The sequence below is a fragment of the Streptomyces sp. NPDC002784 genome (assembly GCF_053592135.1).
Genome location: NZ_JBSFVD010000022.1, coordinates 75,357 through 101,731, shown reverse-complemented (window position 1 = coordinate 101,731; position 26,375 = coordinate 75,357). Strand labels below are relative to the sequence as shown.

General features: G+C 69.8%; 23 protein-coding genes, 2 tRNA genes and 1 pseudogene. 8 read left to right on the top strand and 18 right to left on the bottom strand.

What is annotated here, in order from left to right:
• Positions 1-112: 112 nt before the first annotated feature.
• The 5 genes from ACWD1Z_RS29800 to ACWD1Z_RS29780 form a co-directional block, all read right to left on the bottom strand.
• Positions 113-1,132 (bottom strand): rod shape-determining protein, encoded by a 1,020-nt coding sequence (locus tag ACWD1Z_RS29800; RefSeq protein ID WP_004001297.1) that lies wholly within the window; start codon positions 1,130-1,132, stop codon positions 113-115.
• Between the two features lie 266 nt (positions 1,133-1,398).
• Complete coding sequence (gene ndk / locus ACWD1Z_RS29795) at positions 1,399-1,812, bottom strand: nucleoside-diphosphate kinase (RefSeq protein WP_451122739.1); 414 nt, start codon at positions 1,810-1,812, stop codon at positions 1,399-1,401.
• A 130-nt stretch (positions 1,813-1,942) separates the two neighbouring features.
• A complete protein-coding gene (locus ACWD1Z_RS29790; protein WP_451122738.1) occupies positions 1,943-2,299 on the bottom strand; it encodes a DUF4233 domain-containing protein in 357 nt (118 codons plus the stop codon).
• A gap of 11 nt (positions 2,300-2,310) precedes the next feature.
• Entirely contained in the window at positions 2,311-3,795 is a 1,485-nt protein-coding gene (folC, locus tag ACWD1Z_RS29785) for a bifunctional tetrahydrofolate synthase/dihydrofolate synthase (RefSeq protein ID WP_451122737.1), read from the bottom strand.
• Positions 3,796-3,886: 91 nt separating this feature from the next.
• Positions 3,887-6,511 (bottom strand): valine--tRNA ligase, encoded by a 2,625-nt coding sequence (locus ACWD1Z_RS29780; RefSeq protein ID WP_451122736.1) that lies wholly within the window; start codon positions 6,509-6,511, stop codon positions 3,887-3,889.
• 136 nt (positions 6,512-6,647) lie between these two features.
• Between ACWD1Z_RS29780 and ACWD1Z_RS29775 the strand changes: the two genes are divergently transcribed.
• Positions 6,648-7,559: a hypothetical protein gene (locus ACWD1Z_RS29775; RefSeq protein WP_451122735.1), complete on the top strand. Its 912-nt coding sequence runs from the start codon at positions 6,648-6,650 to the stop codon at positions 7,557-7,559.
• Positions 7,560-7,642: 83 nt separating this feature from the next.
• On the opposite strand, the gene ACWD1Z_RS29770 is transcribed toward ACWD1Z_RS29775, so the two are convergent.
• From ACWD1Z_RS29770 to ACWD1Z_RS29745, 6 genes are all read right to left on the bottom strand, one after another.
• Entirely contained in the window at positions 7,643-7,918 is a 276-nt protein-coding gene (locus tag ACWD1Z_RS29770) for a hypothetical protein (RefSeq protein WP_451122734.1), read from the bottom strand.
• 191 nt (positions 7,919-8,109) lie between these two features.
• Positions 8,110-9,399: an ATP-dependent Clp protease ATP-binding subunit ClpX gene (clpX, locus tag ACWD1Z_RS29765; protein WP_133926274.1), complete on the bottom strand. Its 1,290-nt coding sequence runs from the start codon at positions 9,397-9,399 to the stop codon at positions 8,110-8,112.
• 160 nt (positions 9,400-9,559) lie between these two features.
• The gene (locus ACWD1Z_RS29760) at positions 9,560-10,240 is read right to left on the bottom strand and encodes an ATP-dependent Clp protease proteolytic subunit (protein WP_250079215.1); all 681 of its coding nucleotides are present in this window, start codon (positions 10,238-10,240) and stop codon (positions 9,560-9,562) included.
• 87 nt (positions 10,241-10,327) lie between these two features.
• Positions 10,328-10,936, bottom strand: coding sequence for an ATP-dependent Clp protease proteolytic subunit (locus ACWD1Z_RS29755; protein WP_250079236.1), 609 nt, complete (start codon positions 10,934-10,936; stop codon positions 10,328-10,330).
• A gap of 306 nt (positions 10,937-11,242) precedes the next feature.
• Positions 11,243-12,637 carry a trigger factor gene (tig, locus tag ACWD1Z_RS29750; RefSeq protein ID WP_451122733.1) on the bottom strand — a complete coding sequence of 465 codons (1,395 nt, stop codon included), beginning with the start codon at positions 12,635-12,637 and terminating at the stop codon, positions 11,243-11,245.
• A gap of 167 nt (positions 12,638-12,804) precedes the next feature.
• Positions 12,805-12,881 (bottom strand) — tRNA-Pro (locus ACWD1Z_RS29745).
• Between the two features lie 130 nt (positions 12,882-13,011).
• On the opposite strand from ACWD1Z_RS29745, the gene ACWD1Z_RS29740 reads away from it, so the two are divergent.
• Positions 13,012-13,085, top strand: a tRNA-Gly gene (locus tag ACWD1Z_RS29740).
• Between the two features lie 60 nt (positions 13,086-13,145).
• Here the strand turns inward: ACWD1Z_RS29740 and ACWD1Z_RS29735 are convergent.
• The gene (locus tag ACWD1Z_RS29735) at positions 13,146-13,340 is read right to left on the bottom strand and encodes a hypothetical protein (protein ID WP_250079220.1); all 195 of its coding nucleotides are present in this window, start codon (positions 13,338-13,340) and stop codon (positions 13,146-13,148) included.
• Positions 13,341-13,750: 410 nt separating this feature from the next.
• Between ACWD1Z_RS29735 and ACWD1Z_RS29730 the strand changes: the two genes are divergently transcribed.
• Positions 13,751-14,887, top strand: coding sequence for an acyltransferase family protein (locus tag ACWD1Z_RS29730; protein WP_451122732.1), 1,137 nt, complete (start codon positions 13,751-13,753; stop codon positions 14,885-14,887).
• 21 nt (positions 14,888-14,908) lie between these two features.
• Here ACWD1Z_RS29730 and ACWD1Z_RS29725 read toward each other — a convergent pair whose 3' ends face one another.
• Positions 14,909-15,352, bottom strand: coding sequence for an HD domain-containing protein (locus tag ACWD1Z_RS29725; protein WP_451122731.1), 444 nt, complete (start codon positions 15,350-15,352; stop codon positions 14,909-14,911).
• A complete protein-coding gene (locus ACWD1Z_RS29720) occupies positions 15,349-16,539 on the bottom strand; it encodes a PP2C family protein-serine/threonine phosphatase (protein WP_451122730.1) in 1,191 nt (396 codons plus the stop codon). Before ACWD1Z_RS29720 ends, ACWD1Z_RS29725 begins: the two co-directional genes overlap by 4 nt.
• A gap of 162 nt (positions 16,540-16,701) precedes the next feature.
• Between ACWD1Z_RS29720 and ACWD1Z_RS29715 the strand changes: the two genes are divergently transcribed.
• Positions 16,702-17,958 (top strand): GNAT family N-acetyltransferase, encoded by a 1,257-nt coding sequence (locus tag ACWD1Z_RS29715; RefSeq protein WP_451122729.1) that lies wholly within the window; start codon positions 16,702-16,704, stop codon positions 17,956-17,958.
• 52 nt (positions 17,959-18,010) lie between these two features.
• Here the strand turns inward: ACWD1Z_RS29715 and ACWD1Z_RS29710 are convergent, their stop codons facing one another.
• Both ACWD1Z_RS29710 and ACWD1Z_RS29705 read right to left on the bottom strand, forming a co-directional pair.
• Positions 18,011-18,820: an Fpg/Nei family DNA glycosylase gene (locus tag ACWD1Z_RS29710; protein WP_451122728.1), complete on the bottom strand. Its 810-nt coding sequence runs from the start codon at positions 18,818-18,820 to the stop codon at positions 18,011-18,013.
• 215 nt (positions 18,821-19,035) lie between these two features.
• Complete coding sequence (locus tag ACWD1Z_RS29705) at positions 19,036-19,521, bottom strand: ribose-5-phosphate isomerase (protein WP_451122727.1); 486 nt, start codon at positions 19,519-19,521, stop codon at positions 19,036-19,038.
• Positions 19,522-19,705: 184 nt separating this feature from the next.
• On the opposite strand from ACWD1Z_RS29705, the gene ACWD1Z_RS29700 reads away from it, so the two are divergent.
• Positions 19,706-21,148 (top strand): amino acid permease, encoded by a 1,443-nt coding sequence (locus ACWD1Z_RS29700; protein WP_451122726.1) that lies wholly within the window; start codon positions 19,706-19,708, stop codon positions 21,146-21,148.
• Positions 21,149-21,225: 77 nt separating this feature from the next.
• On the opposite strand, the gene ACWD1Z_RS29695 is transcribed toward ACWD1Z_RS29700, so the two are convergent.
• The gene (locus ACWD1Z_RS29695) at positions 21,226-22,632 is read right to left on the bottom strand and encodes a hypothetical protein (protein WP_451122752.1); all 1,407 of its coding nucleotides are present in this window, start codon (positions 22,630-22,632) and stop codon (positions 21,226-21,228) included.
• An 8-nt stretch (positions 22,633-22,640) separates the two neighbouring features.
• Between ACWD1Z_RS29695 and ACWD1Z_RS29690 the strand changes: the two are divergent.
• Positions 22,641-23,024 (top strand): annotated as a pseudogene (locus ACWD1Z_RS29690) (hypothetical protein); the annotation flags it as partial.
• A gap of 82 nt (positions 23,025-23,106) precedes the next feature.
• Here ACWD1Z_RS29690 and ACWD1Z_RS29685 read toward each other — a convergent pair.
• Positions 23,107-23,688, bottom strand: coding sequence for a biotin transporter BioY (locus ACWD1Z_RS29685; protein WP_451122725.1), 582 nt, complete (start codon positions 23,686-23,688; stop codon positions 23,107-23,109).
• Between the two features lie 354 nt (positions 23,689-24,042).
• On the opposite strand from ACWD1Z_RS29685, the gene ACWD1Z_RS29680 reads away from it, so the two are divergent.
• Complete coding sequence (locus ACWD1Z_RS29680) at positions 24,043-25,425, top strand: amino acid permease (RefSeq protein WP_451122724.1); 1,383 nt, start codon at positions 24,043-24,045, stop codon at positions 25,423-25,425.
• Positions 25,426-25,617: 192 nt separating this feature from the next.
• On the top strand, positions 25,618-26,259 hold the full coding sequence (locus ACWD1Z_RS29675) for a superoxide dismutase (RefSeq protein ID WP_451122723.1): 642 nt from the start codon (positions 25,618-25,620) through the stop codon (positions 26,257-26,259).
• Positions 26,260-26,375 lie beyond the last annotated feature (116 nt).

Genomic DNA, 26,375 nt, shown 5'->3' with positions numbered 1-26,375 from the left:
AGGCCCGGGGGCTGCTTTTGCGGGAGCTTGTGTCTCTGGATCGACTGTCTCTATATCAACGATCCGCCGTACGAGAGGAGATCGTCTCGTACGGCGGAATCGAGGAGTTGCGTCATCTGCGCGGCTGGGCGTCGAGGACCTGCTGGAGCGCCTCGAACTCCTCGACGCACTTGCCGGAGCCGAGCGCCACGCTGTCCAGCGGGTCCTCGGCGATGTGGATCGGCATGCCGGTCTCCCGGCGCAGCCGCTCGTCCAGGCCGCGCAGCAGGGCGCCGCCGCCGGTCAGCACGATGCCGCGGTCCATGATGTCGCCGGACAGCTCCGGCGGGCACTTGTCGAGGGTGGTCTTGACGGCGTCGACGATGGCGTTGACGGGTTCCTCGATCGCCTTGCGCACTTCGGCGGCCGAGATGACCACGGTCTTGGGCAGCCCGGAGACCAGGTCCCGGCCGCGGATTTCGGTGTGCTCGTCGGAGTCGAGGTCGTACGCCGAACCGATCGTGATCTTGATCTGCTCGGCCGTGCGCTCACCCAGCAGGAGCGAGTACTCCTTCTTGATGTGCTGGATGATCGCGTTGTCCAGTTCGTCGCCCGCCACGCGGATGGACTGCGCGGTGACGATGCCGCCGAGGGAGATGACCGCGACCTCCGTGGTGCCGCCGCCGATGTCGACCACCATGTTGCCCGTGGCCTCGTGGACCGGCAGGCCGGAACCGATGGCCGCGGCCATGGGCTCCTCGATGATGTGCACCTGACGGGCGCCGGCCTGGGACGACGCCTCGATGACGGCGCGGCGCTCGACGCCCGTGATGCCCGAGGGCACGCAGACGACGACCCGCGGACGAGCCAGATACCGCCGCTTGTGGATCTTCAGGATGAAGTAGCGGAGCATCCGCTCGGTGATCTCGAAGTCGGCGATCACGCCGTCCTTCAGCGGGCGTACGGCAACGATGTTGCCCGGCGTGCGCCCGATCATCTTCTTCGCTTCGGCGCCGACCGCGAGGATGCCACCGGTGTTGGTGTTGATCGCGACGACGGACGGCTCGTTGAGTACGATCCCGCGACCCCTGACGTACACCAGCGTGTTGGCGGTCCCGAGGTCGACAGCCATGTCACGGCCGATGAACGACATTGAGTTCCCCATCAGGATTCGTCTGGCCTTCCCACGAGCTTTTGAGGGCTTTTCAGGTCGGCGAGGTGGGTGCTGTGACGTGAAGGGTTCCATCGTAGACGCGCCTTCGCGAACACGGCGTGAGGGTCCTTCGCCATTGTCAGCAGATGATGTGCGGGTTCGCTCTCGGAGACGAGCGTTTGGGGCCTGTCGTTCCCCCGAACGCCCGGCATATGCCGGAAAGTCCGGGGGCGGCACCCCCGGGCTCTCCGAACCGCCGCTGAATATCAGGCGCGACCGGGGAAGAAGATCTTCACCTCGCGCTCGGCCGACTCCTCGGAGTCGGAGGCGTGGATGAGGTTCTCACGGACGATCACACCGAAGTCGCCGCGGATGGAGCCGGGCGCGGCGGCGATCGGGTCGGTCGGGCCGGCCAGCGCGCGCACGCCCTCGATGACCCGCTCGCCCTCGACGATCAGCGCGACGACCGGCCCGGAGGACATGAACGCGACCAGCGGCTCGTAGAACGGCTTGCCCTTGTGCTCGCCGTAGTGCTGCTCCAGCGTCTCCTGGTCCAGGGAGCGCAGCTCCAGCGCGGTGATCTGCCAGCCCGCCTTGCGCTCGATGCGGCTGATGATCTCGCCGGTCAGGCCACGACGGACGGCGTCGGGCTTGAGGAGGACGAGGGTGCGCTGGGTCACGACGGGCTCCTTAGTGCATCACGGTGTGCGGGAAGAGCAGGTTACCCGGCGTGTCCGGGCGTCTGTTACGCAGCGTCAGGTGTAGGGGATCAGCCGCGCCCGGTACGGAGGCCGCGTCGGACGGAGAGGATCAGGCCGCGTCCGGGGCGGAGGCGTCGGCCTGCGCCGCGAACCTCGCCTTCGCCTCGTCGATCTTCCTCCCGTAGTGCACCGACGCCCACCACAGGGCCGCGAAGGCCGCGCCCAGGACGAACATCGACGGCACGACGAACCCGGAGGCGATCAGCACGACCTGGAGCGCCCAGCCGAGGGCGATGCCGCCGGGCCGGGTGACCAGACCGCACAGCAGCAGGCACGCGAACATCGCGATCCCGCAGACCGTCCACACCGTCGACATGGACAGATCGGGGTCCTTCATGGCGACCAGACCGGCGAACCCGATGACGAAGAACTCGCCGATCAGCGTCGACGCACAGAGCGTACGCATCCTTGAAAACCTCAGCCCTTCCCCAGCAGCAGCCGGGCCTCTCCCACGGTGATGACGGAACCGGTGACCAGCACCCCGCCGCCCGCGAACTCGCCCTCCTCCTCGGCCAGCGTGATCGCGGCCTCCAGCGCGTCCGGCAGCCGCGGCTCGACCTGCACCCGCTCGTCGCCGAACACCTCGACCGCGATGGCGGCCAGCTCGTCGGCGTCCATCGCGCGGTGGCTGGAGTTCTGCGTGATGACGACCTCGGCGAAGATCGGCTCGAAGGCCTCCAGCAGCCCGCGTACGTTCTTGTCGCCGCTGGCCCCGACCACGCCGATCAGCCGGCTGAAGTCGAACGCCTCCCTGACCGCCTCGGCGGTCACCCGGGCGCCCGCCGGGTTGTGCGCGGCGTCCAGCACGACGGTCGGCGAACGGCGTACGACCTCCATGCGGCCCGGCGAGGAGACGGCCGCGAAGGCCTTGCGGACGGTGTCGAGGTCGAGCGGCTCGGCACGCTGGGCGCCGACCCCGAAGAACGCCTCCACCGCGGCCAGCGCCACGGCGGCGTTGTGCGCCTGGTGGGCGCCGTGCAGCGGGAGGTAGACCTCGCCGTACTCGCCGCCCAGGCCCCGCAGGGCGACCAGCTGGCCGCCGACCGCGACCTGCCGGGAGACCACCCCGAACTCCAGGCCCTCGCGGGCGACCGTCGCGTCGACCTCCACGGCCTTCTTCAGCAGCACCTGCGCCGCGTCCACCGGCTGCTGCGCCAGGATCACGGTGGCACCCTGCTTGACGATCCCGGACTTCTCCACGGCGATCTCGGCGGGCGTCCCGCCGAGCCGGTCGGTGTGGTCCAGGTCGATGGGGGTGACGACGGCGACATCACCGTCGATGACGTTCGTGGCGTCCCAGGTGCCGCCCATGCCGACCTCCACGACGGCCACGTCGACGGGCGCGTCCGCGAAGGCGGCGTACGCCATGCCGGTCAGCACCTCGAAGAAGGACAGCCGGTACTCCTGCTGGGCGTCGACCATCTCCACGTACGGCTTGATGTCGTGGTACGTCTCGATGAACCGCTCGGCGGAGATCGCGGCGCCGTCCAGGCTGATCCGCTCGGTGACCGACTGGACGTGCGGGCTCGTGTACCGGCCGGTGCGCAGTTCGAAGGCACCGAGGAGGGCCTCGATCATGCGGGCGGTGGTGGTCTTGCCGTTGGTCCCCGTGATGTGGATCGAGGGGTACGAGCGCTGCGGCTCGCCCAGGACGTCCATCAGCGCGGCGATCCGGCTGACCGACGGCTCCAGCTTGGTCTCGCCCCAGCGGGTGGCGAGCTCCGCTTCGACGTCGCGCAGGGCCTTGTCGACCTCGGGGTCCTCGGGGCGCGTCGGTACATCCGCCTGCGGCGGGCCGCCCTGGGTGCGCAGGGTACGGCTGCCGGCCTCGATGACCGCGAGATCGGGGTCGCGGTCGGTCTCTTCCGCGATGATCTCGTCGAAGGGGTCGCTGTCACTCACGGGGCCAGTCTACGGAGGGGGACCGACAGACGGTGGCCAAGGCCCCCGGAGCCGGGTGGCTGCGGGGGTCTTGGCACGCGTCTACGACGGCTTACGCCTCGGGGAGCCGGTCCAGCTGGGCCTGGATACGGGCGATGTCCTCGTCCGCCTTCGCCAGCCGGCCGCGGATCTTGTCCACGACGTTGTCCGGGGCCTTCGCCAGGAAGGCGTCGTTGCCGAGCTTGGCCGTGGCCTGGGCCTTCTCCTTCTCGGCGGCGGCCAGGTCCTTCGCGAGGCGCTTGCGCTCCGCCGCCACGTCGATCGTGCCCGAGAGGTCCAGCGCGACCTCCGCGCCCGCGACCGGCAGGGTCGCCGTGGCCGTGAAGGCGTCGCCCTCCGGCTGCAGGCGCAGGAGCTGGCGGATGGCGGCCTCGTGCGGTGCCAGTGCCGTGCCGTCCAGGCTCAGCCGGGCGGGGACCCGCTGGCCCGGCTGCAGGCCCTGGTCGGCGCGGAAGCGGCGGACCTCGGTGATGACCGACTGGAGGCTCTCGATCTCCCGCTCGGCCGCCTCGTCCCGGAAGCCACTGTCCTTGGGCCACTCGGCGATGACGACCGACTCGCCGCCCGTGAGGGTGGTCCACAGGGTCTCCGTGACGAACGGGACCACCGGGTGCAGCAGCCTGAGGGTGACGTCGAGGACCTCGCCGAGGACCCGCTGGGAGACCGCGGCCGGCTCGCCGCCCGCCTGGAAGGTGGTCTTGGACAGCTCGACGTACCAGTCGAAGACCTCGTCCCACGCGAAGTGGAACAGCGCGTCGGAGAGCTTCGCGAACTGGAAGTCCTCGTAGAGCGCGTCGACTTCGGCGACGACGGAGTTGAGGCGCGAGAGGATCCAGCGGTCGGTCGCCGACATGCGGGAGGCGTCCGGGAGTTCGCCCTCCAGCGTCGCGCCGTTCATCAGCGCGAAGCGGGTGGCGTTCCAGATCTTGTTGGCGAAGTTGCGGGAGCCCTGGACCCAGTCCTCGCCGATCGGGACGTCGACGCCGGGGTTGGCGCCCCGGGCCAGCGTGAACCGGAGCGCGTCCGAGCCGTACTTGTCCATCCAGTCCAGCGGATTGACCGCGTTGCCGAAGGACTTCGACATCTTCTTGCCGAACTGGTCGCGGACCATGCCGTGCAGGGCGATGGTGTGGAACGGCGGGGTGCCGTCCATCGCGTACAGGCCGAACATCATCATCCGGGCGACCCAGAAGAAGAGGATGTCGTAGCCGGTGACCAGGACGGAGTTCGGGTAGAACTTCGCGAGCGAGTCGGTCTGTTCGGGCCAGCCGAGGGTGGAGAAGGGCCACAGGCCGGAGGAGAACCAGGTGTCGAGGACGTCGGTGTCCTGGTGCCAGCCCTCGCCGGTGGGCGCCTCGTCGTCCGGGCCGACGCAGACGACCTCGCCGTTCGGGCCGTACCAGACCGGGATGCGGTGGCCCCACCACAACTGCCGCGAGATGCACCAGTCGTGGAGGTTGTCGACCCAGTCGAAGTACCGCTTCTCCATCTCCTGGGGGTGGATCTTGACGCGGCCGTCGCGGACCGCGTCACCGGCCGCCTTGGCCAGCGGGCCGACCTTGACCCACCACTGCATGGACAGCCGCGGCTCGATGGTGGTCTTGCAGCGCGAGCAGTGGCCCACCGAGTGGACGTACGGCCGCTTCTCGGCGACGATCCGGCCCTCGGCGCGCAGGGCGGCGACGATGGCGGAGCGGGCTTCGAGCCGGTCCAGGCCCTGGAAGGGGCCGTGGGCGGTGATGACGGCGTGCTCGTCCATGATCGTGACGGCGGGCAGGTCGTGCCGCTGGCCGATCTCGAAGTCGTTCGGGTCGTGGGCCGGGGTGACCTTGACGGCGCCGGTGCCGAACTCGGGGTCGACGTGCTCGTCGGCGACTACGGGGATACGGCGGCCGGTGAGCGGCAGCTCGATCTCGCGGCCGACGAGGTGGCGGTACCGCTCGTCCTCGGGGTGGACGGCGACGGCGGTGTCGCCGAGCATCGTCTCGGCGCGGGTCGTGGCCACGACGATGGAGTCGTCGCCCTCGCCGTACCGGATGGAGACGAGCTCGCCCTCGTCGTCCTGGTACTCGACCTCGATGTCGGAGATGGCGGTCAGACAGCGCGGGCACCAGTTGATGATGCGCTCGGCGCGGTAGATGAGCTCGTCGTCGTAGAGCCGCTTGAAGATGGTCTGGACGGCCTGCGAGAGCCCTTCGTCCATGGTGAAGCGCTCGCGGGACCAGGCGACGCCGTCGCCGAGCCGCCGCATCTGCCCGGAGATCTGGCCGCCGGACTCGCCCTTCCACTGCCAGACGCGCTCGACGAAGGCCTCGCGGCCGAGGTCGTGCCGGGACTTGCCTTCCTTGCCCAGCTCGCGCTCGACGACGTTCTGGGTGGCGATGCCGGCGTGGTCCATGCCGGGCTGCCACAGCGTCTCGTAGCCCTGCATGCGCTTGCGACGGGTCAGGGCGTCGATGAGGGTGTGCTCGAAGGCGTGCCCGAGGTGGAGGCTGCCGGTGACGTTCGGCGGCGGGATGACGATGGTGTACGGCGGCTTGTCGCTCTTCTCGTCCGCCTCGAAGTAACCCCGCTCCACCCAGCGCTCGTACAGCGGCCCCTCTACGTCGGCCGGCGCGTACTGGGTCGGCAGTTCGGTGTGGGGCGCTGGTGGCTGCTGCTGAGCGTTCTCGGTCACGGGGTCAGTTTAGGGGTGTCGCGGCGGTGTCCCGAAACGGCTTTGTTCTGTAACGGTGGGGGCCCCGATGCACCGCGCGCCCCCCGGCTGGGCCAGGATGTCAGGACCACATAAGCATCTGGAGGGGAACCCAGTAATGAGCTACAACCAGCCGGGCCCGTACGGCGGGCAGCCCCAGCAGCCCGGACCGTACGGCCAGCCGGGTCCGTACGGCCAGCAGCCGCAGGCTCCGCAGCCCGGCTATGGCTACCCCCAGCAGCCGCAGGCCCCGCAGCCGGGTTACGGCTACCCCCAGCAGGGCGGCGTCCCGCCCCAGCAGCCCCCGTACGGCCAGCAGCCCCCCTACGGCGCCCCCATGCCCCCGGCCCCGAGCGGCGGCAAGAAGAAGACGGGCCTCATCCTGGGCGCGGTAGCGGTCGTGGCGGCGATCGGCGTGGGCGTGTACTTCGTGGTGGGTGGGAGTGGCGGCGGGTCGGACGTCGCCGATGACGGTCCGCACAAGCTGACGACGCCGGCGACGCTGCTCAGCGGCGAGTACACCAAGGCCGAGGGCGCCGACAGCGGGGGCTTCGACAAGAGCGACGTCAAGGAAGCCGAGAAGCACGGCGTGAAGAACGCCAAGGACGTGCACGCCGGTTACCAGGCAGGGAACGAGGAGAACCCCCTTGCCATGAAGATGGTCAACTTCATGGGCGTGTACGGCGAGATCGAGGACCCCGAGTCGGTTGTCGACGCGATGTTCGCCGACATGAAGAAGAACGCCACGGACGAGGACGGCGAAGTCGTCGGCAGCCCCAAGGCGTACACGCCGGACGGCCTCGACGGCGCGGTGCTCAAGTGCCAGGAGACGAAGTACAAGGATGCCTCGGCTTCTTCCTCCGGGCCGAGCGAGATCAGCATGCCGGTGTGCATCTGGGGTGACCACAGCACGCTGGGCGTGATCATCCACGCCGACCTGGCAAGCGCGATGGCCGGCAAGGCCGCCGATGTAGAGGGCGCGGCCGAGCTGACGGCGAAGGTCCGCAAGGAAGTCCGCGTCAAGGCCTGATCCTCCACCCCGTCAGCTCGACGCGCACGAAAGGGGCCCAGCCACTCGGCTGGGCCCCTTCACGCTGGGTGCGACAACGCCGTTCAGTTTCCGGTGGATGCCTTCACACAGGCGTTATGCGCCCGGTCGGATGTGACGTCCAGGGCCACAAGGGAGCTGATGCAGAACGGGCTGGGCCAGGTGAGCGGCCCATCGAAATTGCACGCGGCCGTCACCTTGGGTCCGACCGTGTACCACTGAGCCAGATAGCTCCGGCACGTCGCGGCGCTGGCGTGCGCCGAACCGGCCGTCACGACAGGCAGAACACTCGCTGCGGCCAGCACGCCCGCGGCAGCCAGCACGCCCCGTGTCTTCCTCATGGAACCCTCCCGTTTTCATGGGGTCGTCATCGAACAAACGGCCGTTTTGGTCGGGGTTCATAAGATCAAGACGCTGCGGCCGAGGCCAGGGCGCACCGGGAGAACGACTCGATACCGGCACCGCGTGGCGGGAACGCGCGATGCCCGGCACAGTCACCTGTGCCGGGCACCCTCTGCCGCTTCGAGAAACGCTACGCCGTCTTCTGCTCCCCCGGCCCCCGCCCGTTCCGGGCGTCCCGCGGAATGAGCGTCGGGTTCACGTTGGAGTGGACGACGTCGGCCGTGATGACCACGCGGGCCACGTCCTTGCGGGACGGGACCTCGTACATCACCGACATCAGGACCTCCTCCATGATGGCGCGCAGGCCGCGCGCGCCGGTCTGGCGGAGGATCGCCTGGTCGGCGATGGCTTCCAGCGCCTCGCGCTCGAAGTCCAGCTCCACGCCGTCGAGTTCGAAGAGGCGCTGGTACTGCTTGACCAGGGCGTTGCGCGGCTCCACCAGGATCTGCAGGAGCGCCTCGCGGTCGAGGTTGTGGACCGAGGTGATCACCGGCAGACGCCCGATGAACTCGGGGATCATGCCGAACTTGACCAGGTCCTCGGGCATGACGTCCTCGAACTGGTCCTTCGCCTCCAGCTCCCGCTTGGAGCGGATCGTCGCGCCGAACCCGATGCCCTTCGCACCGGCCCGCGACTCGATGATCTTCTCGAGACCGGCGAAGGCACCGCCCACGATGAACAGCACGTTCGTCGTGTCGATCTGGATGAACTCCTGGTGGGGGTGCTTGCGCCCGCCCTGCGGCGGCACCGAGGCCGTCGTGCCCTCCAGGATCTTCAGCAGCGCCTGCTGGACGCCCTCGCCGGAGACGTCTCGCGTGATCGACGGGTTTTCACTCTTCCGCGCGACCTTGTCGATCTCGTCGATGTAGATGATCCCGGTCTCGGCCTTCTTGACGTCGTAGTCCGCCGCCTGGATCAGCTTCAGCAGGATGTTCTCGACGTCCTCGCCGACATAGCCCGCCTCCGTCAGCGCCGTCGCGTCCGCGATCGCGAACGGGACGTTCAGCATCCGGGCGAGCGTCTGCGCCAGCAGGGTCTTCCCGGAGCCGGTGGGGCCCAGCAGCAGGATGTTGGACTTCGCCAACTCGATGGCGTCCTCGCGGCTTTGACCACCGCCGTTCTCGCCGGCCTGGACCCGCTTGTAGTGGTTGTACACCGCGACCGACAGGGCCTTCTTGGCGGCCTCCTGGCCGACCACGTACCCCTCGAGGAACTCGTAGATCTCGCGCGGCTTCGGGAGCTCCTCCCAGCGCACCTCGCTGGTCTCCGCGAGTTCTTCCTCGATGATCTCGTTGCAGAGATCGATGCACTCGTCGCAGATGTACACACCGGGCCCTGCGATGAGCTTCTTGACCTGCTTCTGGCTCTTGCCGCAGAACGAGCACTTGAGCAGATCGCCGCCGTCACCGATGCGTGCCACGGTGTGCTTCCCCTTCGCCTGGGAGACGCCTAGGTCCAGCGGCTCCTGGTGCTGCCTTCATCCGACGGTACCTTGCCGGGGCCCGTGTTCGGGCCCCCCTTGGCACGGTTCACTTTGTCGTGCACCGTGCCAAGGAGCGGCCGACGATACAGCCTCCGGCTCAGCGCACGGCCGCGTTGTTCATCTTCCGGGTGGAGATGATCTGATCGATCAGGCCGTACGACAGGGCGTCCTCGGCCGTGAGGATCTTGTCGCGCTCGATGTCCTCGCGGATCTTCTCGATCGGCGTGGTGGAGTGCTTGGCCAGCATCTCTTCCAGCTGCGCGCGCATCCGGAGGATCTCGTTCGCGGCGATTTCCAGGTCAGAGACCTGACCGCGGCCCGTCTCGCTGTACGGCTGGTGGATCAGCACGCGCGCGTTCGGCAGCGCCATGCGCTTGCCGGGGGTACCGGCGGCGAGCAGGATCGCGGCGGCGGAGGCCGCCTGGCCCATGCAGACCGTCTGGACGTCCGGCTTCACGAACTGCATCGTGTCGTAGATGGCCGTCAGCGCGGTGAAGGAACCACCGGGGCTGTTGATGTAGACCGAGATGTCCCGGTCGGGGTCCATCGACTCCAGGCACAGCAGCTGCGCCATGACGTCGTTGGCGGAGGCGTCGTCGATCTGCACGCCGAGGAAGATCACGCGCTCCTCGAAGAGCTTCGCGTACGGGTCGTACTCACGAATGCCCTGCGACGTGCGCTCGACGAAGCGCGGGATGACGTAGCGGGACTCGGCGACAGGGCCGGTGTACTCGGCCTGCGGGCGGTCCTGGAAGCCGCTGCCGGGGAAGGTGTTCACGGTGTCTCCAAAAAGGGGCTGTGGCGGGGGCTGGGGGCGGGTGGAGGCGCGTACGGCCCTGGGGTGTCCCCGGGGCCGGTACCGGCCCTACGCCGCTCCGGTACCGCCGCCGCCCGGCATACCGGCGGCCGTGGGGATGACGTCGTCGATGAGGCCGTACTCCTTGGCCTCGAAGGCGTCGAACCAGCGGTCGCGGTCCGAGTCGCGGGTGATCTGCTCAATCGTCTGGCCCGTGTGCTGGGCGGTGAGCTCGGCCATGCGCTTCTTGGTGTGCAGCAGCCGCTCGGCGTGGATCTTGATGTCCGAGGCCGAGCCGGCGAGGCCGGCGGACGGCTGGTGGATCAGGATCTCGGCGTTCGGCAGCGCGAAGCGCTTGCCGGGGGTGCCCGCACTGAGCAGGAACTGGCCCATCGAGGCGGCGAGGCCCATGGCGATGGTGACCACGTCGTTCTTGATGAACTGCATGGTGTCGTAGATCGCCATACCGGCCGTGATCGAACCGCCCGGGCTGTTGATGTAGAGGTAGATGTCCTTGTCCGGGTCAGCGGCAAGGAGCAGCAGCTGTGCGGTGATCTTGTTCGCGATGTCGTCGTCGACCGGCTGGCCGAGGAAGATGATCCGCTCGTTGAGCAGCCGGTTGTAGACCTGGTCGCCGAGGCCACCACCGATGGAAGGCTCGCCGGCGGCGGAGGGCATCAGATTCGTCACGTATCCACCTGCTCGTCTTACGACGGCGCCGGGCCGTCTTCACGTTTCCCTGCCGGGGGCCTCCGGCGGTTTCGCCGACTCCCCTGCCCCCGTACTCATGGACCCTAACGCGCTGGTCCCTTCAGGGAATCCCGGAGCGGGGGGTGTTCGCCGGGGGCGTAGAGCCCGCGGCGGGTGGGCCGCCGCCTACGCCCCGTGACCGCGCGGGAGCGCCCCGCCCGCCGGATGCCAGGAAGGCCCCGGGGATCGTCCTCCCCGGGGCCTTCCTACGGCGTCACAGGCGCCGAGGCGTGCTCAGCCCTCGGTCTTCTCGTCGGCGTCGGCCTCGGTGGCGTCGGCCTCCGTGGCCTCGGCGGCGATGTCGGTGGCCGCCTCGTCCTCGTCGTCCAGGTCGATGATCTCGCCGTTGGTGTCCTTGACCGTGGCCTTCTCGACCACGACGGCCAGGGCCTTGCCGCGGGCGACCTCGCCGACCAGGAGCGGAACCTGGCCGCCCTCGACGACGGCCTGGGCGAACTGGTCGGGGGACATGCCGGAGGAGGCCGCGCGCCGCATGAGGTGCTCGGTGAGCTCCTCCTGGTTGACGTTGAGCTTCTCCTGCTTGACGAGCTCGTCCAGGACGAACTGGGTCTTGATGCCCTTGACCGCGGCTTCCTTGGTCTCGGCGTCGAACTCCTCGACCGTCTTGCCCTGGATCTCGAGGTACTTCTCGAGGTCGAGGCCCATCTGGCCGAGCTGGTGGTGCTCCAGGTTGTGCTTGCGGGTGTTGATCTCGTCCTCGAGCAGCTTCTCGGGGACGGGCACCTCGACGAGCTCCAGCAGCTTCTCCAGGACGCGCTCCTGGGCCTGCGTGGCCTGGTCGTACTGCTTCATGTTCTCGAGGCGCTTGCGGCTGTCGGCCTTGAGCTCGTCGAGGGTGTCGAACTCGGAGGCGAGCTGCGCGAAGTCGTCGTCCAGCTCGGGCAGTTCACGCGCGGCGACCTGGGTGACCTTGACGGTGACCTCGGCCTCCTTGCCGGCCGCCGAGCCGCCCTTGAGCTCGGAGGTGAAGGTGGCCTCGCCACCGGCCTCCAGGCCCTTCACGGCGTCGTCGATGCCGTCGAGGAGCTCGCCGGAGCCGATGGTGTAGGCGACACCCTCGGCGACACCGTCCTCCAGGACCTCGCCCTCGACCTTGGCCTGCAGGTCGATGGTGACGACGTCGCCGTCCTGGGCGGGGCGCTCGACCGGGGAGGTCGACGCGAAGCGCTCGCGGAGCTGCTCGACCGACTTCTCGATGTCCTCGTCGGTGACCTCGACGGCGTCGACCTCGACCTCGATGCCGGAGTAGTCCGGGATCTCGATGGCCGGGCGGACGTCGACCTCGGCGGTGAAGTTCAGCGTCTCGCCGTCCTTCAGCTCCGTGATGTCGACCTCGGGCTGGCCCAGGACGTTGAGCTCGGCCTCGTTGACCGCCTCCGTGTAGAACTTCGGAAGCGCGTCGTTGACCGCCTCCTCCAGCACGGCGCCACGGCCGAACCGCTGGTCGATGACCCGGGCGGGAATCTTGCCCTTGCGGAAGCCCTTCACCGTGACCTGCTGGTTGATCTTCTTGTACGCCGCGTCGAGGCTGTCCTTGAGCTCCTCGAAGGGCACCTCGACAGTGAGCCGAACCCGAGTCGGGTTCAGGGTCTCCACGGCGCTCTTCACGGTTCGGTCTCCTTGTGGCTGACTTCTTGGGTTTGCCGGGCCAGACTGGTCCGGCGGATTCGCTGCCCGGAGGACTTCGGTAAGTGAGAGACACACGGGCGCGCAGCTTGCATAGTAACCGCAGCCGCTGAACGACCCAAAGGCGATCACCTGGATGATCAGGCAGGTGGTCGGGGTGGCGGGATTTGAACCCACGGCCTTCCGCTCCCAAAGCGGACGCGCTACCAAGCTGCGCCACACCCCGTCTGGTGCGACACGTAGGGTACATGCCCGCAGGCCATGGGGCCGCCGCATTTATGGGGTGTGCGCCGAGGGGGGCCGACCCGCTACGATGCCTTCAGTGCCGCGGTCGGCTGACCTGCGGCGCGTCCTGTGCGGGCGTAGCTCAATGGTAGAGCCCTAGTCTTCCAAACTAGCTACGCGGGTTCGATTCCCGTCGCCCGCTCCAGTTCGGCCGCCGGCCCGGTTCCTCGGAACCGGGCCGGCGTCGTTTGTGCGGTCCGGCGTCCTAGAACTGGATCGAGTTGATCGTCTCGGCCAGCGAGTCGAGGAACCGCTGGATGTCGTCGGCCATGCCGGTGGAGGCGAGGAAGAAGCCGAAGAGGACGGCGACCACCGCGGGGCCGGCCTTGAGGGAGCCACCTCGGATCAACACCACCAAGATGATCGCCAACAGCAGCACCACTGACAGCGAAATGGCCACAACTGATCACACCCTCGGTCGGTCCGCTCTCCCGGCCCGGGGGTACCTGCCCCGCGCACCCCCGCCAGAACCATCGTGCCACCAACAGGCCCGCCGTATGCGGCGGGTGGGGCATCAGTGGTCACAACTCCGGCCGGTGCGGGCGGCTTCGTGCCCCGCGGGGGCCACCCCGCGCACTCCGCACGGGAATTCGAAGTGACACTCGTAAGAGAAATTCGGCGTGATCGTTTCCATGCCCACACAGGGTGTTCGCGGGTAATTCGAATTGTCGTCACAGGTGATCCCAACTCCGGCCCGCGCCTTGCGTTATGTACGATTTAGCGTGGATTAAACATCACAAGGCAGGCACCCAAGCGGTAATGGCGTCCCGCGTTTTACTCATCCGCACAGCCGCCGCTAAGGTGCCTCAGATGTTCCACGCTGCCTCGCCACCCGCACAGTCGCAGGCCCCGGGAGTGCCGAGTCCGCGCTCCCCCGAGAAACAGCAGAGACCGAACACAAGAGCAGGCAAGCGCGACGCCTTCTTCGACAACGCGAAGTTCCTGGCGATCGTGCTGGTGGCCGTCGGCCATGCCTGGGAGCCCCTGAAGGGCGACAGCCGGATCCTCGAAGGCCTGTACATGGCCGTGTACGCCTTCCACATGCCGGCGTTCATCATCATCTCCGGCTACTTCTCGCGCAGTTTCGACATGCGCCCGGACCGGCTGCGCCGGCTGATCACCGGCGTCGCCGTGCCGTACATCGTCTTCGAGACCGCGTATCCGCTGTTCAAGCGGGCGATCGACGACGACCCGGACATGCCCGTGAGCCTGCTCGACCCCTGGTACCTCACCTGGTTCCTGGCCGCGCTGTTCGTCTGGCGGCTGACCACCCCGATCTGGAAGTCGATCCGCCGGCCGCTGCCCGTCGCGCTCGGCATCGCGGTGCTGGCGTCCGTCACCCCGGAGATCGGCGACGACCTCGACCTCCAGCGTGTGCTGCAGTTCCTGCCGTTCTTCGTGCTGGGGCTGCACATGAAGGCCGAGCACTTCCAGTGGGTGCGCCGGCGTTCCGTGCGGATCCTGTCCGTGCCGGTGTCCGCGCTGGCGCTCGCCGTCAGCTGGTGGGCGGTGCCGCGCATGAACACCGGCTGGTTCTACCACCGTGACTCCGCGCAGGAGCTGGGCGCGCCGTGGTGGACCGGGCCCGTCATGGTGTTCGCGCTGTTCGGCTGCTCGCTGGTGCTGACGGCGTGCTTCTTCGCCTGGGTGCCGCGCCGGCACATGTGGTTCACGGCGCTGGGCGCGGGCACGCTGTACGGCTATCTGCTGCACGGCTTCGTGGTGAAGGCCGGTGACTACCAGGGCTGGTTCGACCACGACTGGCTGCACCGGCCGCTCGGCCAGATCTTCGTCACCGTGCTCGCGGCGGCGGGCGTGACGCTGCTGTGCACCGCGCCGGTGCGGCGGGTGTTCCGGGCGGTGATGGAGCCCGAGATGAAGTGGGCGTTCCGGCGGGACCCCGCGGAGGCGGCCCGCGAACGCGAACGTCAGAAGGCCGCCGCCTAGTTCAGGGGTGCGGTGCCCGGCTCAGGGCCGCAGGCCGAGAAGTGCGCGCATGCGCGCGTACTTCTCGGTCAGGCGTACGCGCGTCGCCTCGTCCAGGACCGCGAGGCGGGCCGGGTCCGCGTTGTGTGCCAGGTCCGCCTCCTTCACCAGCAGCGCGCCCGGCGTGGCGAGGATCCGCCCGGCGTACGCCTCCGGCGCTTCCCCCGCGCGCTTGGTGAGGGCAAGGACGATGTCCTTCGTACGGCGGCTCAGCGGGGCCTCGTGGAGCCACCGCTCGGTGAGGGCGTCGTCCTCGACGGCGTCGTGCAGCCAGGCCGCCGCGATCTGGTCGTCGTCGCCGCCCCGGGCACGGACGCCGTCGGCCACCGCCTGCAGGTGCTCGGCGTAGGGCCGTCCCGCCTTGTCCGTCCGGCCCTCGTGCGCGGCGCGGGCGAGGGCCTCGACCTCGGAAACGGCGAGCGTCACGCCTGGCCCCCCGCCTGCGACGTCACCGTAGGGCCCTCCCGGCAGATCAGCAGCAGCGCGCGGTCGTCGTTGACGTCCTTGGCCACCGCCTCGATGAGATGCCAGGCCGCGCCGTGGAAGCCGCCCGCGACATAGCGGTCGGCCTCGCCGGTGAGGCGGTCGATGCCCTCGACGATGTCGCGGTCGGAGGTCTCCACCAGACCGTCTGTGAACAGCATCAACACATCCCCCGGCCGCAACGAGCCCTTCACGGGGTCGAACTGGGCACCGTCGTACACACCCAGCAGCGGGCCCTCCGCGGCCTTCTCCTCCCAGCGGCCGCTGCCCGCGCTGAGCTGGAGGCCCGGCGGGTGTCCGGCGGAGTAGAGCTCGTAGTCGCCGGAGTCCAGGTCCAGGACCAGGTGGATGGAGGTGGCGAAGCCCTCCTCCCAGTCCTGGCGGAGCAGGTAGCCGTTGGCGGCCGGGAGGAAGGCGTGCGGGGGCAGCGAGCCGAGGAGTCCGCCGAAGGCGCCCGACAGCAGCAGGGCCCGCGAGCCCGCGTCCATGCCCTTGCCCGAGACGTCCGTGAGGACGACCTCCAGGGTCCGGCCGCCGTTCGTGCGGGCCGCGACAACGAAGTCACCGGAGAACGACTGGCCGCCCGCCGGGCGCAGCGCCATCTCGCGGTGCCAGCCGTTGGGCAGCTGCGGCAGCTTGCTCTGCACCCGGATGCGTTCGCGCAGGTCGAACAGCATGGTGCCGCCGCGCCGCCAGGGCACGCCGACGCGGCTGCGGAACTGGGCGATCAGCAGGCCGACGAACCCGCAGGCCGCGACCACCAGGACCACGCCCGGGGTGACCCGGGCGGCGCCCTCGGTGTAGGGGCCGAGCTGCACCGACTCCACGATCAGGGCGGTGGCCGCGGCCGCGTACAGGCCGAGCAGGCTGGCCGGGCGCAGCAGCAGACCGCCGGCGACGATCGGCAGGACCAGCGCGGCCGGAGCGCACCAGACCGAGTTGGCCAGGGTGGTGGCGGTGATGAGCGGGACGGTGAGCAGCAGCGCGGCCAGCGCGACCCAGTCGGAGCCGTCGCCGCGGAAGTAGTCCACGGCACTTCTGCGCAGGCCGACGCGGACCCGGTGCCACTGGATACGCAACCGGGCCGCGAACGTGTCGGCGGCCGCGCGCCGCTGTCGTCCTGCTGCCATTAGTTCGGGACCCTATCCATCGGACCAGCCGCTTGGCACGGGAGGTCCACCTTGTCCCCCGTCCGAGGCTCAACTCCACAGTGAACTTCACGAGAAGCCATCGCGCGGCCCCCCGGCGGAAATTCCGTGGCTCGTCCCGCATCGCCCTGGTAGGCATGGCGCATGGGGACACACTTCACGACCGGTTCCGCGACCGAGCTGCGGCGGCTGGCGCCTGAGCACTGGGACATCTGGTACGACGTGCTGCTGCGCGCCTTCGGCGGGGTGCCGGAGCCCTCCGAGGAGCGTGAACTGTACCGGGCGCTCACCGAGTTCGACCGGTTCGTCGGCGCCTGGGACGGTGACCTGTGCGTGGGGTCGGCGGGGGCGTTCCGGTTCGGGGTGACCGTGCCCGGCGGGGCGTCGGTGCCCGCGGCGGGGGTGACGATGGTCGGGGTCGCCGGCACGCACCGGCGACGCGGGGTCCTTACGTCGATGATGCGCAGGCAGCTGGACGACGTGCGGTCCTGGGGCGAGCCGCTGGCGGTGCTGACGGCGTCCGAGCCCGCGATCTACGGGCGGTTCGGGTACGGCGTGGCGACCCTTCAGCTCGCCGCCGAGATCGACACGACCCGGGTGCGGTTGTCGGTGCCGGCCGGGACGGACGACGTACGGCTGCGGTACGCGGAGCCGGTGGACGTCATCGACGCGTGCGAGCAGGTGTACGCGGCGCTGGTGCCCGTCCGGCCCGGGATGCTGGCCCGGGTGCGGCCCGGCTGGGAGCGGGTGGGGGTGCTCGATCCGGAGGGCGGGCGGGGCGGGGCGTCGCCGTTGCAGTGCGTGCTGGCGGAGCGGGACGGGGAGACCGTCGGGTACGCCCGCTACGCGGTGAAGCCGGAGTGGGGGGTCGCCGGGAACGACGGCGTGGTGCAGCTGCGGGAGCTGGCCGGGGTGGACGCGGCGGCGCAGGCCGCGCTGTGGCGGTTCCTGTTCGACCTGGACCTGACGGCGACGCTGAAGGTGCACGGGCGGCCGATGGACGAGGCGTGGCAGCACCAGGTGTCGGACCTGCGGCGGTGCCGGCCGCGGTACCGGGACGGGATGTTCGTCCGGCTGGTCGAGGTCGGGGCGGCGCTGTCGGCCCGGACCTATCAGGCGCCGGTGGATGTGGTGCTGGAGGTCGAGGACGCGTTCTGCCCCTGGAACTCCGGGCGTTGGCGGCTGTCGGGGGACGCGAAGGGGGCGTCCTGCGAGCGGACCCGGGACGCGGCGGATCTGGCCCTGTCCGTACGGGAGTTGGGGTCGGCGTATCTCGGCGGGGTGAGCCTGGTGTCGCTGGGGGCCGCCGGGCGGGTACGGGAGGTCCGGCGGGGGGCGCTGGCGGAGGCGTCGATGGGGTTCGGCTCGGCCGTCGCGCCCTGGTTGCCGCACGGGTTCTAGGACGGCGGTTCACGGGGTTCCAGAACAGCGGCTCACGGGTTCTGGAACCGGCTTACCGCTTCTGGCAGTTGGGGCACCAGAAGAGGTTGCGGGCGGCGAGATCGGCGGTGCGGATCTCGCCGCCACAGATGTGGCAGGGCAGGTTGGTCCTGCGGTACACGTAGACCTCCCCGCCGTGGTCGTCCACGCGGGGCGGGCGGCCCATCGCCTCGGGGGTGTGTTCCGGGCGGACGGTGTCGATGCGGTTGTTGCGGACGCCCTCGTGCATGAGGTCCACGAGGTCGGTCCAGATGGCTTCCCACTGCCGGGGCGTGATGTCCTTGCCCGCGCGGTAGGGGTCGATGCGGTGCCGGAAGAGGACCTCCGCGCGGTAGACGTTGCCGACGCCCGCGATGATCTTCTGGTCCATGAGCAGGGCGGCGATCGTGCTGCGGCTGCGGGAGACGCGCCGGTAGGCCGTCTTCGGGTCCGCGTCGTCGCGCAGCGGGTCCGGGCCGAGGCGGTCGTGTATGGCCTGCTTCTCGGCGGGGGTGATCAGGGCGCAGGTGGTGGGGCCGCGGAGGTCGACGTACGCGGTGGTGTTCGCGAGGCGGAGGCGGACCGTGTCCGTGGGCGGGGGCGCGGGGGCGGGGCCGAAGGTGACCTTGCCGAAGAGGCCGAGGTGGATGTGGACCCAGTCGCTGTCGCGGAAGCCGAGGAAGAGGTGCTTGCCGTGGGCCTCGGTGGTGGTGAGGTCGGTGCCGGTGATCAGGGCGGCGGCGTCGGAGAACTTGCCCTGGGGGCTGGTGGCCTGGGGGGCGGTACCGGCGAAGGCGGCGGCGTAGTCCTTGGCCAGCCGGTGGATGGTGTGCCCCTCAGGCACGGTGGCTCCTCTTGTCGTGTGTCGGGCAGCGCTGTGCCGGACGGCGCGGGGTGCTTTCCGCCCCCGCCGCCCCTGCCCGTCCCGTCCTGAAAGGGCTCCGCCCCTTCCACCCCGCCAGGGGGCTGTGCCCCCTGTACCCCCGTCGGCCCTGAACGGGCCTCGTCCTCGAACGCCGGACGGGCTGGAAGATGTCAGACGGGGGGGCTGAAAAGGACTTACTGCTGCGGGTGGTGCGGGGGGATCGGGGGGAGGTCGCCCGTGGTCTCGTACGCCGCCAGCATGTCGATGCGGCGGATGTGGCGCTCGTCGCCCGAGAACGGGGTGGCGAGGAAGGTCTCCACGAACTTCGTCGCCTCGTCCTGGGTGTGCATGCGGGCGCCGACCGCTACGACGTTGGCGTCGTTGTGCTGGCGGCCCAGGGCCGCGGTCTCCTCGCTCCAGGCCAGGGCCGCACGGACACCCTTGACCTTGTTCGCCGCGATCTGCTCGCCGTTGCCGGAGCCGCCGATCACGATGCCGAGGGCGTCGGGGTCGGAGGCGGTGCGCTCTGCGGCGCGGAGGCAGAAGGGCGGGTAGTCGTCCTGGGCGTCGTAGAGGTGAGGGCCGCAGTCGACGGGGTCGTGCCCCGCCGCCTTCAGCCACTCGACGAGGTGGTTCTTGAGTTCGTAGCCCGCATGGTCGGAGCCGAGGTACACGCGCATGCGACGAGTGTGACACGCCTGTCCACGGGCAGCCGCCCCGGGGGTTGATCCCGAAAAGCCTGAGCAACACTACAGAACCTCAGGCAAACCTCAAGTAACGATCCGGAATCAAAGGTTCAATTAATCCTTTGCCTCAGATTCACTGGACCAACTTGTTAGGCACCGGCACGAAGGAATTCCCCCTATGACCTCGCAGCCGACCCTGTCGAAGGCTGAAAAGGACCCTGGAGCCCCCGGCGATCCCGGCAACGGCCTCCAGGCAGGGCTCAAGAACCGCCACTTGTCGATGATCGCGATCGGCGGAGTCATCGGCGCCGGACTCTTCGTCGGGTCCTCCTCCGGTATCGCCACCGCGGGCCCCGGCATCCTCCTGTCGTACGCGCTCGTCGGCACGCTCGTGGTGCTGGTGATGCGGATGCTCGGTGAGATGTCCGCGGCCAACCCGACCTCGGGTTCGTTCTCGGCGCACGCCGACCGCGCGCTCGGCCGCTGGGCCGGTTTCTCCATCGGCTGGCTGTACTGGTTCTTCTGGGTCGTGGTGCTGGCCGTCGAGGCGACCGCGGGCGCGGTGATCCTGGAAGGCTGGATCCCGGCCGTACCGCAGTGGGCCTGGGCGCTCATCGTGATGGTGGTGCTGACCGCCACCAACCTGGTCTCCGTCGGCTCCTACGGCGAGTTCGAGTTCTGGTTCGCCGGTATCAAGGTCGTCGCGATCGCCGCGTTCATCGTGATCGGCGGGCTCGCCGTGTTCGGCCTGCTGCCCGGCGTCGACAGCGAACAGGCCGGGCTGAGCAACCTCACCGAGCACGGCGGCTTCCTGCCGAACGGGCCCGGCGCGATCCTCACCGGTGTGCTGCTCGTCGTCTTCTCCTTCATGGGCAGTGAGATCGCCACGCTGGCCGCCGGCGAGTCCGAGGACCCGCAGCGGGCCGTCACCAAGGCGACCAACAGCATCATCTGGCGCGTCGCCGTCTTCTACCTCGGCTCCATCTTCGTCGTGGTCACGCTGCTCCCGTGGGACAGCGAGTCGATCACCGAGGACGGTTCCTACGTCGCCGCCCTCGACTCCCTCGGCATCCCGCACGCCGGTCAGATCATGAACTTCATCGTGCTGACGTCGGTGCTGTCCTGCCTCAACTCGGGTCTGTACACGGCGTCCCGCATGGCCTTCTCCCTCGGCCGGCGCGGGGACGCGCCCAAGGCGTTCGCGAAGACCACCGGGCGGGGGGTGCCGCTCGCGGCGATCCTCTCCTCCGTCGTCTTCGGCTTCGTCGCCGTCTTCTTCAACTACCAGTACCCGGACACCGTCTTCCTCTTCCTGCTCAACTCCAGTGGTGCGGTGGCCCTGTTCGTCTGGCTGGCCATCTGCTTCTCGCAGCTGCGGATGCGGAAGATCATCCAGGCCGAGGCGCCGGAGAAGCTGGTCGTCCGGATGTGGCTGTACCCGTATCTGACCTGGGCCACGGCCGCGATGATCGTGTTCGTCCTGGGTTACATGCTGACCGACACCGAGCACGACGGACGCCGGACGGTGCTGCTGTCGCTGCTGGTCGCGGCGATCGTGCTGACCATCGCCTTCGTCAAGGAGAAGCTCCAGGGCGACGCGGACGAGGTCAAGGCCGGCTGATCCGCTCCAGCGTGCGCGAAGGGGGCCCCTCGGGGCCCCCTTTGCGTGTTCACGGTGTTCACCGTGTTCATCCGTGTTCAGAGGAGGGTGAAGCTGTCCTTGACCTTCTCGTAGGTGCGCAGCGCCCGGTCCTCGATGTCCGGCTGGTACCAGGTGTTGATCTGGTACGACTTCCCCTTCTCGTTGAAGCCCAGCAGCCTTGCGTGCCAAGGGACTCCCTCCAGAGTGAAGGTGTACTCCCAGACGACCGCGGGCGAGCCCCGGAACGTCGTCTCCTCCAAGCGGATCTTTTGGTACGCCTGCCCCTGGTGGGCGTTCTGTTCCGAGGTCTCCCAGGTCTCCATGAGGTCGCCGTGGGCGAGGGAGGACTTCGCGACGAGTTCCTGTGTGCCGTCGGGCGAGGTGTAGTGCACCTCCGCGCCCGTCTTCACGTCCCGCCGCCAGCCCTCGGGGGGCACCCAGGCGAACCCACCGGCCTCCGTGCGCGCTCCCGGCGGCAGGGTCTGCGGGCGGGCGGTGCCTTCCACGGTGGGTGAGGGGGAGGGCGAGTACACGGAGGAAGAGGCCGCCGGGCCGCCGGCCTTGTCGTCCTCGGAGGACCCGCCGGAGTTCATCAGCAGGACGACGGCCACCACGACTCCGGCGGTGACGAGCCCCGCTGCGGCGAGGAGGACGGGACCGCGACGCGCCGGGCGGGGACGGACGGGAACCGCGGGACCGGGCGGCTCGCCCGGGGGCGTGGGGGCCGGGCCGGGGGCGGGCAGCTCGCCCGGGGGCGTTGGGCCCGGGTCGGGAGCAAGCAGCTCGCCCGGAGGCATGGCGCCCGGGCCGGGGACGAGCGCGGGGCCCGGCCGCCGATCCGTCTCGGCCTCGTGGCGCGGGACGGCGGGGGGCTGGGGCTCGTGGCGCGGGACGGCGGCCGGGTCGGCCTCATGGCGCGGCACCACGGCTGGCTCGGGCGCGTGCCGCAGCCCCGCGGCCGGGTCGAGTTCCTGCCGCAGCCCCGCAGTTGGGTCGGGCTCGTGGCGCGGCACCGCCGCCGACTCGGGTTCCTGTGGCAGCACGGCGGCGGGCTCGGGCCTATGACGCCGCACCACGGCCGGGCCAGCCTCGTGACGCGGCACCACCCCCGACTCGGGTTCCTGTGGCAGCACCGCGGCGGGCTCGGGCCTATGGCGCCGCACCCCCGTCGGCTCGGGCTCCCTGTGGGCGAGGGAGATGCCCGGGGTGACGGGGCTTCGGCGGCCGGAGTTCTGGGTGGGGCGGTGCGCTTCGGCGGGCTCGGGTGCCTCGGGTTGCCTGGGGTCCCGGGGTAGGGCCAGGGGCTCCTCCCGTACGGGCTCCGGGTTCTCCTCCGCCGTCGTCACCGCCACCGTGGGCGTGGGAGGCGGGAACGCGATCGGCTGCAGGGTGCTCTCCAGTTCCCCCAGGGTGGGGCGCGCCGCCGGTTCCTTCTCCAGCAGGGCCGCCAGGATGTGGCGCAACGGACCGGCAAGGTTCGAACAGCGGATTCGCCTGCGCCGTGGACAATCTCGCGGCCGGCGACTCGAAAGCGTACGACGTCGAGGCGACGTACGACCTGGGCAGGACGGGAAAGATCTGCCTGCCCGTCCAGACCGCGTCGGGCGACAAGACGTACTGGCAGCAGGGCCCGGTGCCGTTCGGTACGACGAACCCGTCGCCGAACGCCCCGGCCACCCCGCTGCTGCTGGGCACCGACAACAAGCCGGTGGCGCCCGGCGGTGACGAACTGGCCGAGACCGGCGCCGAGCGGGACGTCCTGCCGCTGGGGACGGCCGGGGCGGCTCTGCTGGCGGCGGGCGCGGCCGGGCTGTGGTGGTCCGGGCAGCGGCGGCCGGCCCGGCAGGAGAGCTGAGCCCCGAGACACCTCGGCCGGGCGACCCGACGGCAGGTGTCGGGTCGCCCGGCCGAGGGGGCGAAACGTGCTTCCGGCAGGGCTACTTGTCGAGCAGCTTCCAGGCGGTGGGCAGCAGACCCATCGCCAGGGCCGCCTTCAGGGCGTCGCCGATGAGGAACGGCGTGAGGCCGGCCGCGATGGCGGCGGAGGCGGACAGGTCGGCCGAGAAGGCCAGGTAGGGGACGCCGATGGCGTAGATGATCGCCTCGCCGAGGAGCATCGTGCCGGCCATGCGCGGCATCGAGCGGTCGGCGCCGCGGCGGGCCAGGGCGCCGACGGCGGCGGAGGCCAGGAGCATGCCGAGGATGTAGCCGAAGGAGGCGCTGAAGCCGTTGCTGCCGTTGGCGAACCACGGCATGCCCGCGAGGCCGGCCAGCGCGTACAGGGCCAGCGCCGCGACACCGCGGCGGGCGCCGAGCGCGGTGCCGACGAGCAGCGCGGCGAAGGTCTGGCCGGTCACCGGGACCGGGGTGCCCGGCACCGGCACGGCGATCTGGGCGGCGAGACCGGTGAGCGCGGCGCCGCCGGCCACGAGCGCGATGTCCCGGACACGGGAGACGGGGAGCAGGTCGGCGAGGACCTGTCCGGAGCGGGCGGGGGCGGCGACAGCGGCGGTGCTCATGGGGACTCCGCGAAGGTGGGGGCAGGCTGGGACACGGCGACGCTATCCCAGGGGGCTGGAGCCGATCACCGTCACTGGTCGACAAAGGCCGGATCACCGGCTTGGTGGGCTCCGCACAAAGAGGAGCGGTTACACGCGGTACGGCGTGATGCCGGTCACTGAGGTGAGGACGTACGGGTCACGCAGGGGCGCCAGGGAGGGTCTGTAGGGTTCCCCCAAACTCGCGGCGGTGAGGGGTCCCGTACGCTCTGTGGCGTACCTGTCCGCATACTGGGCGGCCCCTCCGTCTGAGCGGACACGGCCCCCAGACTGTGGGCGATTTTGCCCATCCTCTGCATTGGACGAGCCGCGCCCATGCCCAGCACCACAGTCGAGACGCCGCCGCAGCAGGACGGCGTCTCCCTCTCCCACGGCCTCAAGCAGCGCCATCTGTCGATGATCGCCCTCGGGGGTGTCATCGGCGCCGGACTCTTCGTCGGTTCCGGCGCCGGTATCGCCGCCGCGGGTCCCTCGATCGTCGTCGCCTACGCCCTCTCCGGTCTCCTCGTGATGCTGGTGATGCGGATGCTCGGCGAGATGTCCGCCGCGTATCCCTCCTCCGGCTCCTTCTCGGCGCACGCCGAGCGGGCGATCGGGCCCTGGGCCGGGTTCACCGCGGGCTGGTCCTTCTGGGTCCTGCTCTGCACGGCGGTCGGCCTGGAGGGCATCGGCGCCGCGAAGATCGTCACCGGCTGGCTGCCGGGCACGCCGGAGTGGGCGTGGGTGGCGCTGTTCATGGTGGTGTTCTGCGGGGCGAACCTGGCCGCGGTGAAGAACTTCGGTGAGTTCGAGTTCTGGTTCGCCGCCCTGAAGGTCGGTGCGATCAGCCTGTTCCTGATCCTCGGCGGCCTGGCCATCTTCGGCGTCCTGCCCGGCACGGACGCGCCGGGCACCTCGAACCTGACGGACTTCCTGCCGAACGGCGGCGAGGGTCTGATCATTGGCCTGCTCGCCTCGGTCTTCGCGTACGGCGGCATGGAGACGGTGACCATCGCCGCCGCCGAGTCGGAGAACCCGGTCAAGGGCGTGGCGAGCGCGGTGCGGACCGCCATGTGGCGCATCGCCCTCTTCTACATCGGCTCGATGGCGGTCATCGTGACGCTGGTCCCCTGGGACTCGGCGGCGGTCGTGGAGAAGGGCCCGTACGTCGCGGCCCTCGACGAGCTCGGCATCCCGGGCGCCGGTCAGCTGATGAACGTGGTGGTGCTGGTGGCGCTGCTGTCGGCGATGAACGCCAACATCTACGGCTCCTCGCGCATCGCGTACTCCCTGGTCCAGCGGGGGCAGGGTCCGAAGGCGCTCGGCCGGGTGAGCTCGGGTGTGCCGCGCGTCGCCGTCCTCGCCTCCTCGGTGTTCGGCTTCGTGTGCGTGCTGCTCAGCTACTGGCGGCCGGACGACGTGTTCCCGTGGCTGCTGAACATGATCGGCGCGGTGATCCTGGTGGTGTGGATCTTCATCGCCGTCTCCCAGCTCCGGCTCCGGGCCCGCCTGGAGCGCGAGGAGCCCGAGAAGCTGACGGTGCGCATGTGGGCGTTCCCGGTGCTGACCTGGGTCGCGCTGGCCGGCATGGTGGCGATCTTCGTGCTGATGGCGCGGGAGCCGGACACCCGCGTGCAGCTGTACTCGACCGGTGCGATGACCGTGTTCCTGGCGGCGGCGGGGTACGCGTGGCAGCGGGCCCGGGCGGCCAAGGGCTGATCAGGTCTCCGCTTCGGCTTCCCACGTGGCGAGCCGGTCACGGTCGTAGGCGACGAACGGGTGCTCGGGTCCGAGCGCCCGTTCTCGTTTTCGGCCACCTGCGGGCCCTCCGCCTCCCCCACTTCCGCGCTTGTTGCTGCTAGCCTGCACTTGCAAGCCACTTGCAATAAGAGGTCGGAGGGGACTTCACCCATGCCCGTCTACACGCTTCCTGAACTGCCGTACGACTACTCCGCGCTCGCTCCCGTGATCAGCCCCGAGATCATCGAGCTGCACCACGACAAGCACCACGCGGCGTATGTGAAGGGGGCCAACGACACGCTGGAGCAGCTCGCCGAGGCACGGGACAAGGAGCAGTGGGGGACGATCAACGGGCTGGAGAAGAACCTGGCCTTCCATCTGTCCGGGCACATCCTGCACTCGATCTACTGGCAGAACATGACCGGCGAGGGCGGCGGCGAGCCGCTCGCGGTGGACGGCGTGGGCGAACTCGCGGACGCCATCACCGAGTCGTTCGGCTCCTTCGCGGGCTTCAAGGCCCAGCTGACCAAGGCCGCCGCCACCACGCAGGGTTCGGGCTGGGGCGTCCTCGCCTACGAGCCGCTGAGCGGGCGGCTCGTGGTGGAGCAGGTCTACGACCACCAGGGCAACGTCGGACAGGGCTCGGTGCCGATCCTCGTCTTCGACGCCTGGGAGCACGCCTTCTACCTGCAGTACAAGAACCAGAAGGTCGACTTCATCGAGGCCATGTGGCAGGTCGTCAACTGGCAGGACGTGGCCCGGCGTCACACGGCCGCCACGTCCCGCGCGGACGTACTGCTGCTGACGCCCTGACGCCCCTCACTCGTCCCGCCTCGTGATCGTCTTCTCACCCTTCACGCGGGCGGGCGGAATGACGGAAGCCCCCGCGAGGACGTGACTCGCGGGGGCTTCCCGTGCTCGGCGCGGCG

What these genes read in the sequence shown, in the direction of transcription:
- ACWD1Z_RS29680 (WP_451122724.1), top strand. Translation starts at nt 24,043, where the DNA reads ATGCCCAGCACCACAGTCGAGACGCCGCCGCAGCAGGACGGCGTCTCC.
- ACWD1Z_RS29730 (WP_451122732.1), top strand. Translation starts at nt 13,751, where the DNA reads ATGTTCCACGCTGCCTCGCCACCCGCACAGTCGCAGGCCCCGGGAGTG.
- ACWD1Z_RS29720 (WP_451122730.1), bottom strand. Translation starts at nt 16,539, where the DNA reads ATGGCAGCAGGACGACAGCGGCGCGCGGCCGCCGACACGTTCGCGGCC.
- ACWD1Z_RS29715 (WP_451122729.1), top strand. Translation starts at nt 16,702, where the DNA reads ATGGGGACACACTTCACGACCGGTTCCGCGACCGAGCTGCGGCGGCTG.
- ACWD1Z_RS29675 (WP_451122723.1), top strand. Translation starts at nt 25,618, where the DNA reads ATGCCCGTCTACACGCTTCCTGAACTGCCGTACGACTACTCCGCGCTC.
- ACWD1Z_RS29770 (WP_451122734.1), bottom strand. Translation starts at nt 7,918, where the DNA reads ATGAGGAAGACACGGGGCGTGCTGGCTGCCGCGGGCGTGCTGGCCGCA.
- ACWD1Z_RS29685 (WP_451122725.1), bottom strand. Translation starts at nt 23,688, where the DNA reads ATGAGCACCGCCGCTGTCGCCGCCCCCGCCCGCTCCGGACAGGTCCTC.
- ACWD1Z_RS29790 (WP_451122738.1), bottom strand. Translation starts at nt 2,299, where the DNA reads ATGCGTACGCTCTGTGCGTCGACGCTGATCGGCGAGTTCTTCGTCATC.
- ACWD1Z_RS29775 (WP_451122735.1), top strand. Translation starts at nt 6,648, where the DNA reads ATGAGCTACAACCAGCCGGGCCCGTACGGCGGGCAGCCCCAGCAGCCC.
- ACWD1Z_RS29755 (WP_250079236.1), bottom strand. Translation starts at nt 10,936, where the DNA reads ATGCCCTCCGCCGCCGGCGAGCCTTCCATCGGTGGTGGCCTCGGCGAC.
- ACWD1Z_RS29800 (WP_004001297.1), bottom strand. Translation starts at nt 1,132, where the DNA reads ATGTCGTTCATCGGCCGTGACATGGCTGTCGACCTCGGGACCGCCAAC.
- ACWD1Z_RS29700 (WP_451122726.1), top strand. Translation starts at nt 19,706, where the DNA reads ATGACCTCGCAGCCGACCCTGTCGAAGGCTGAAAAGGACCCTGGAGCC.
- ACWD1Z_RS29705 (WP_451122727.1), bottom strand. Translation starts at nt 19,521, where the DNA reads ATGCGCGTGTACCTCGGCTCCGACCATGCGGGCTACGAACTCAAGAAC.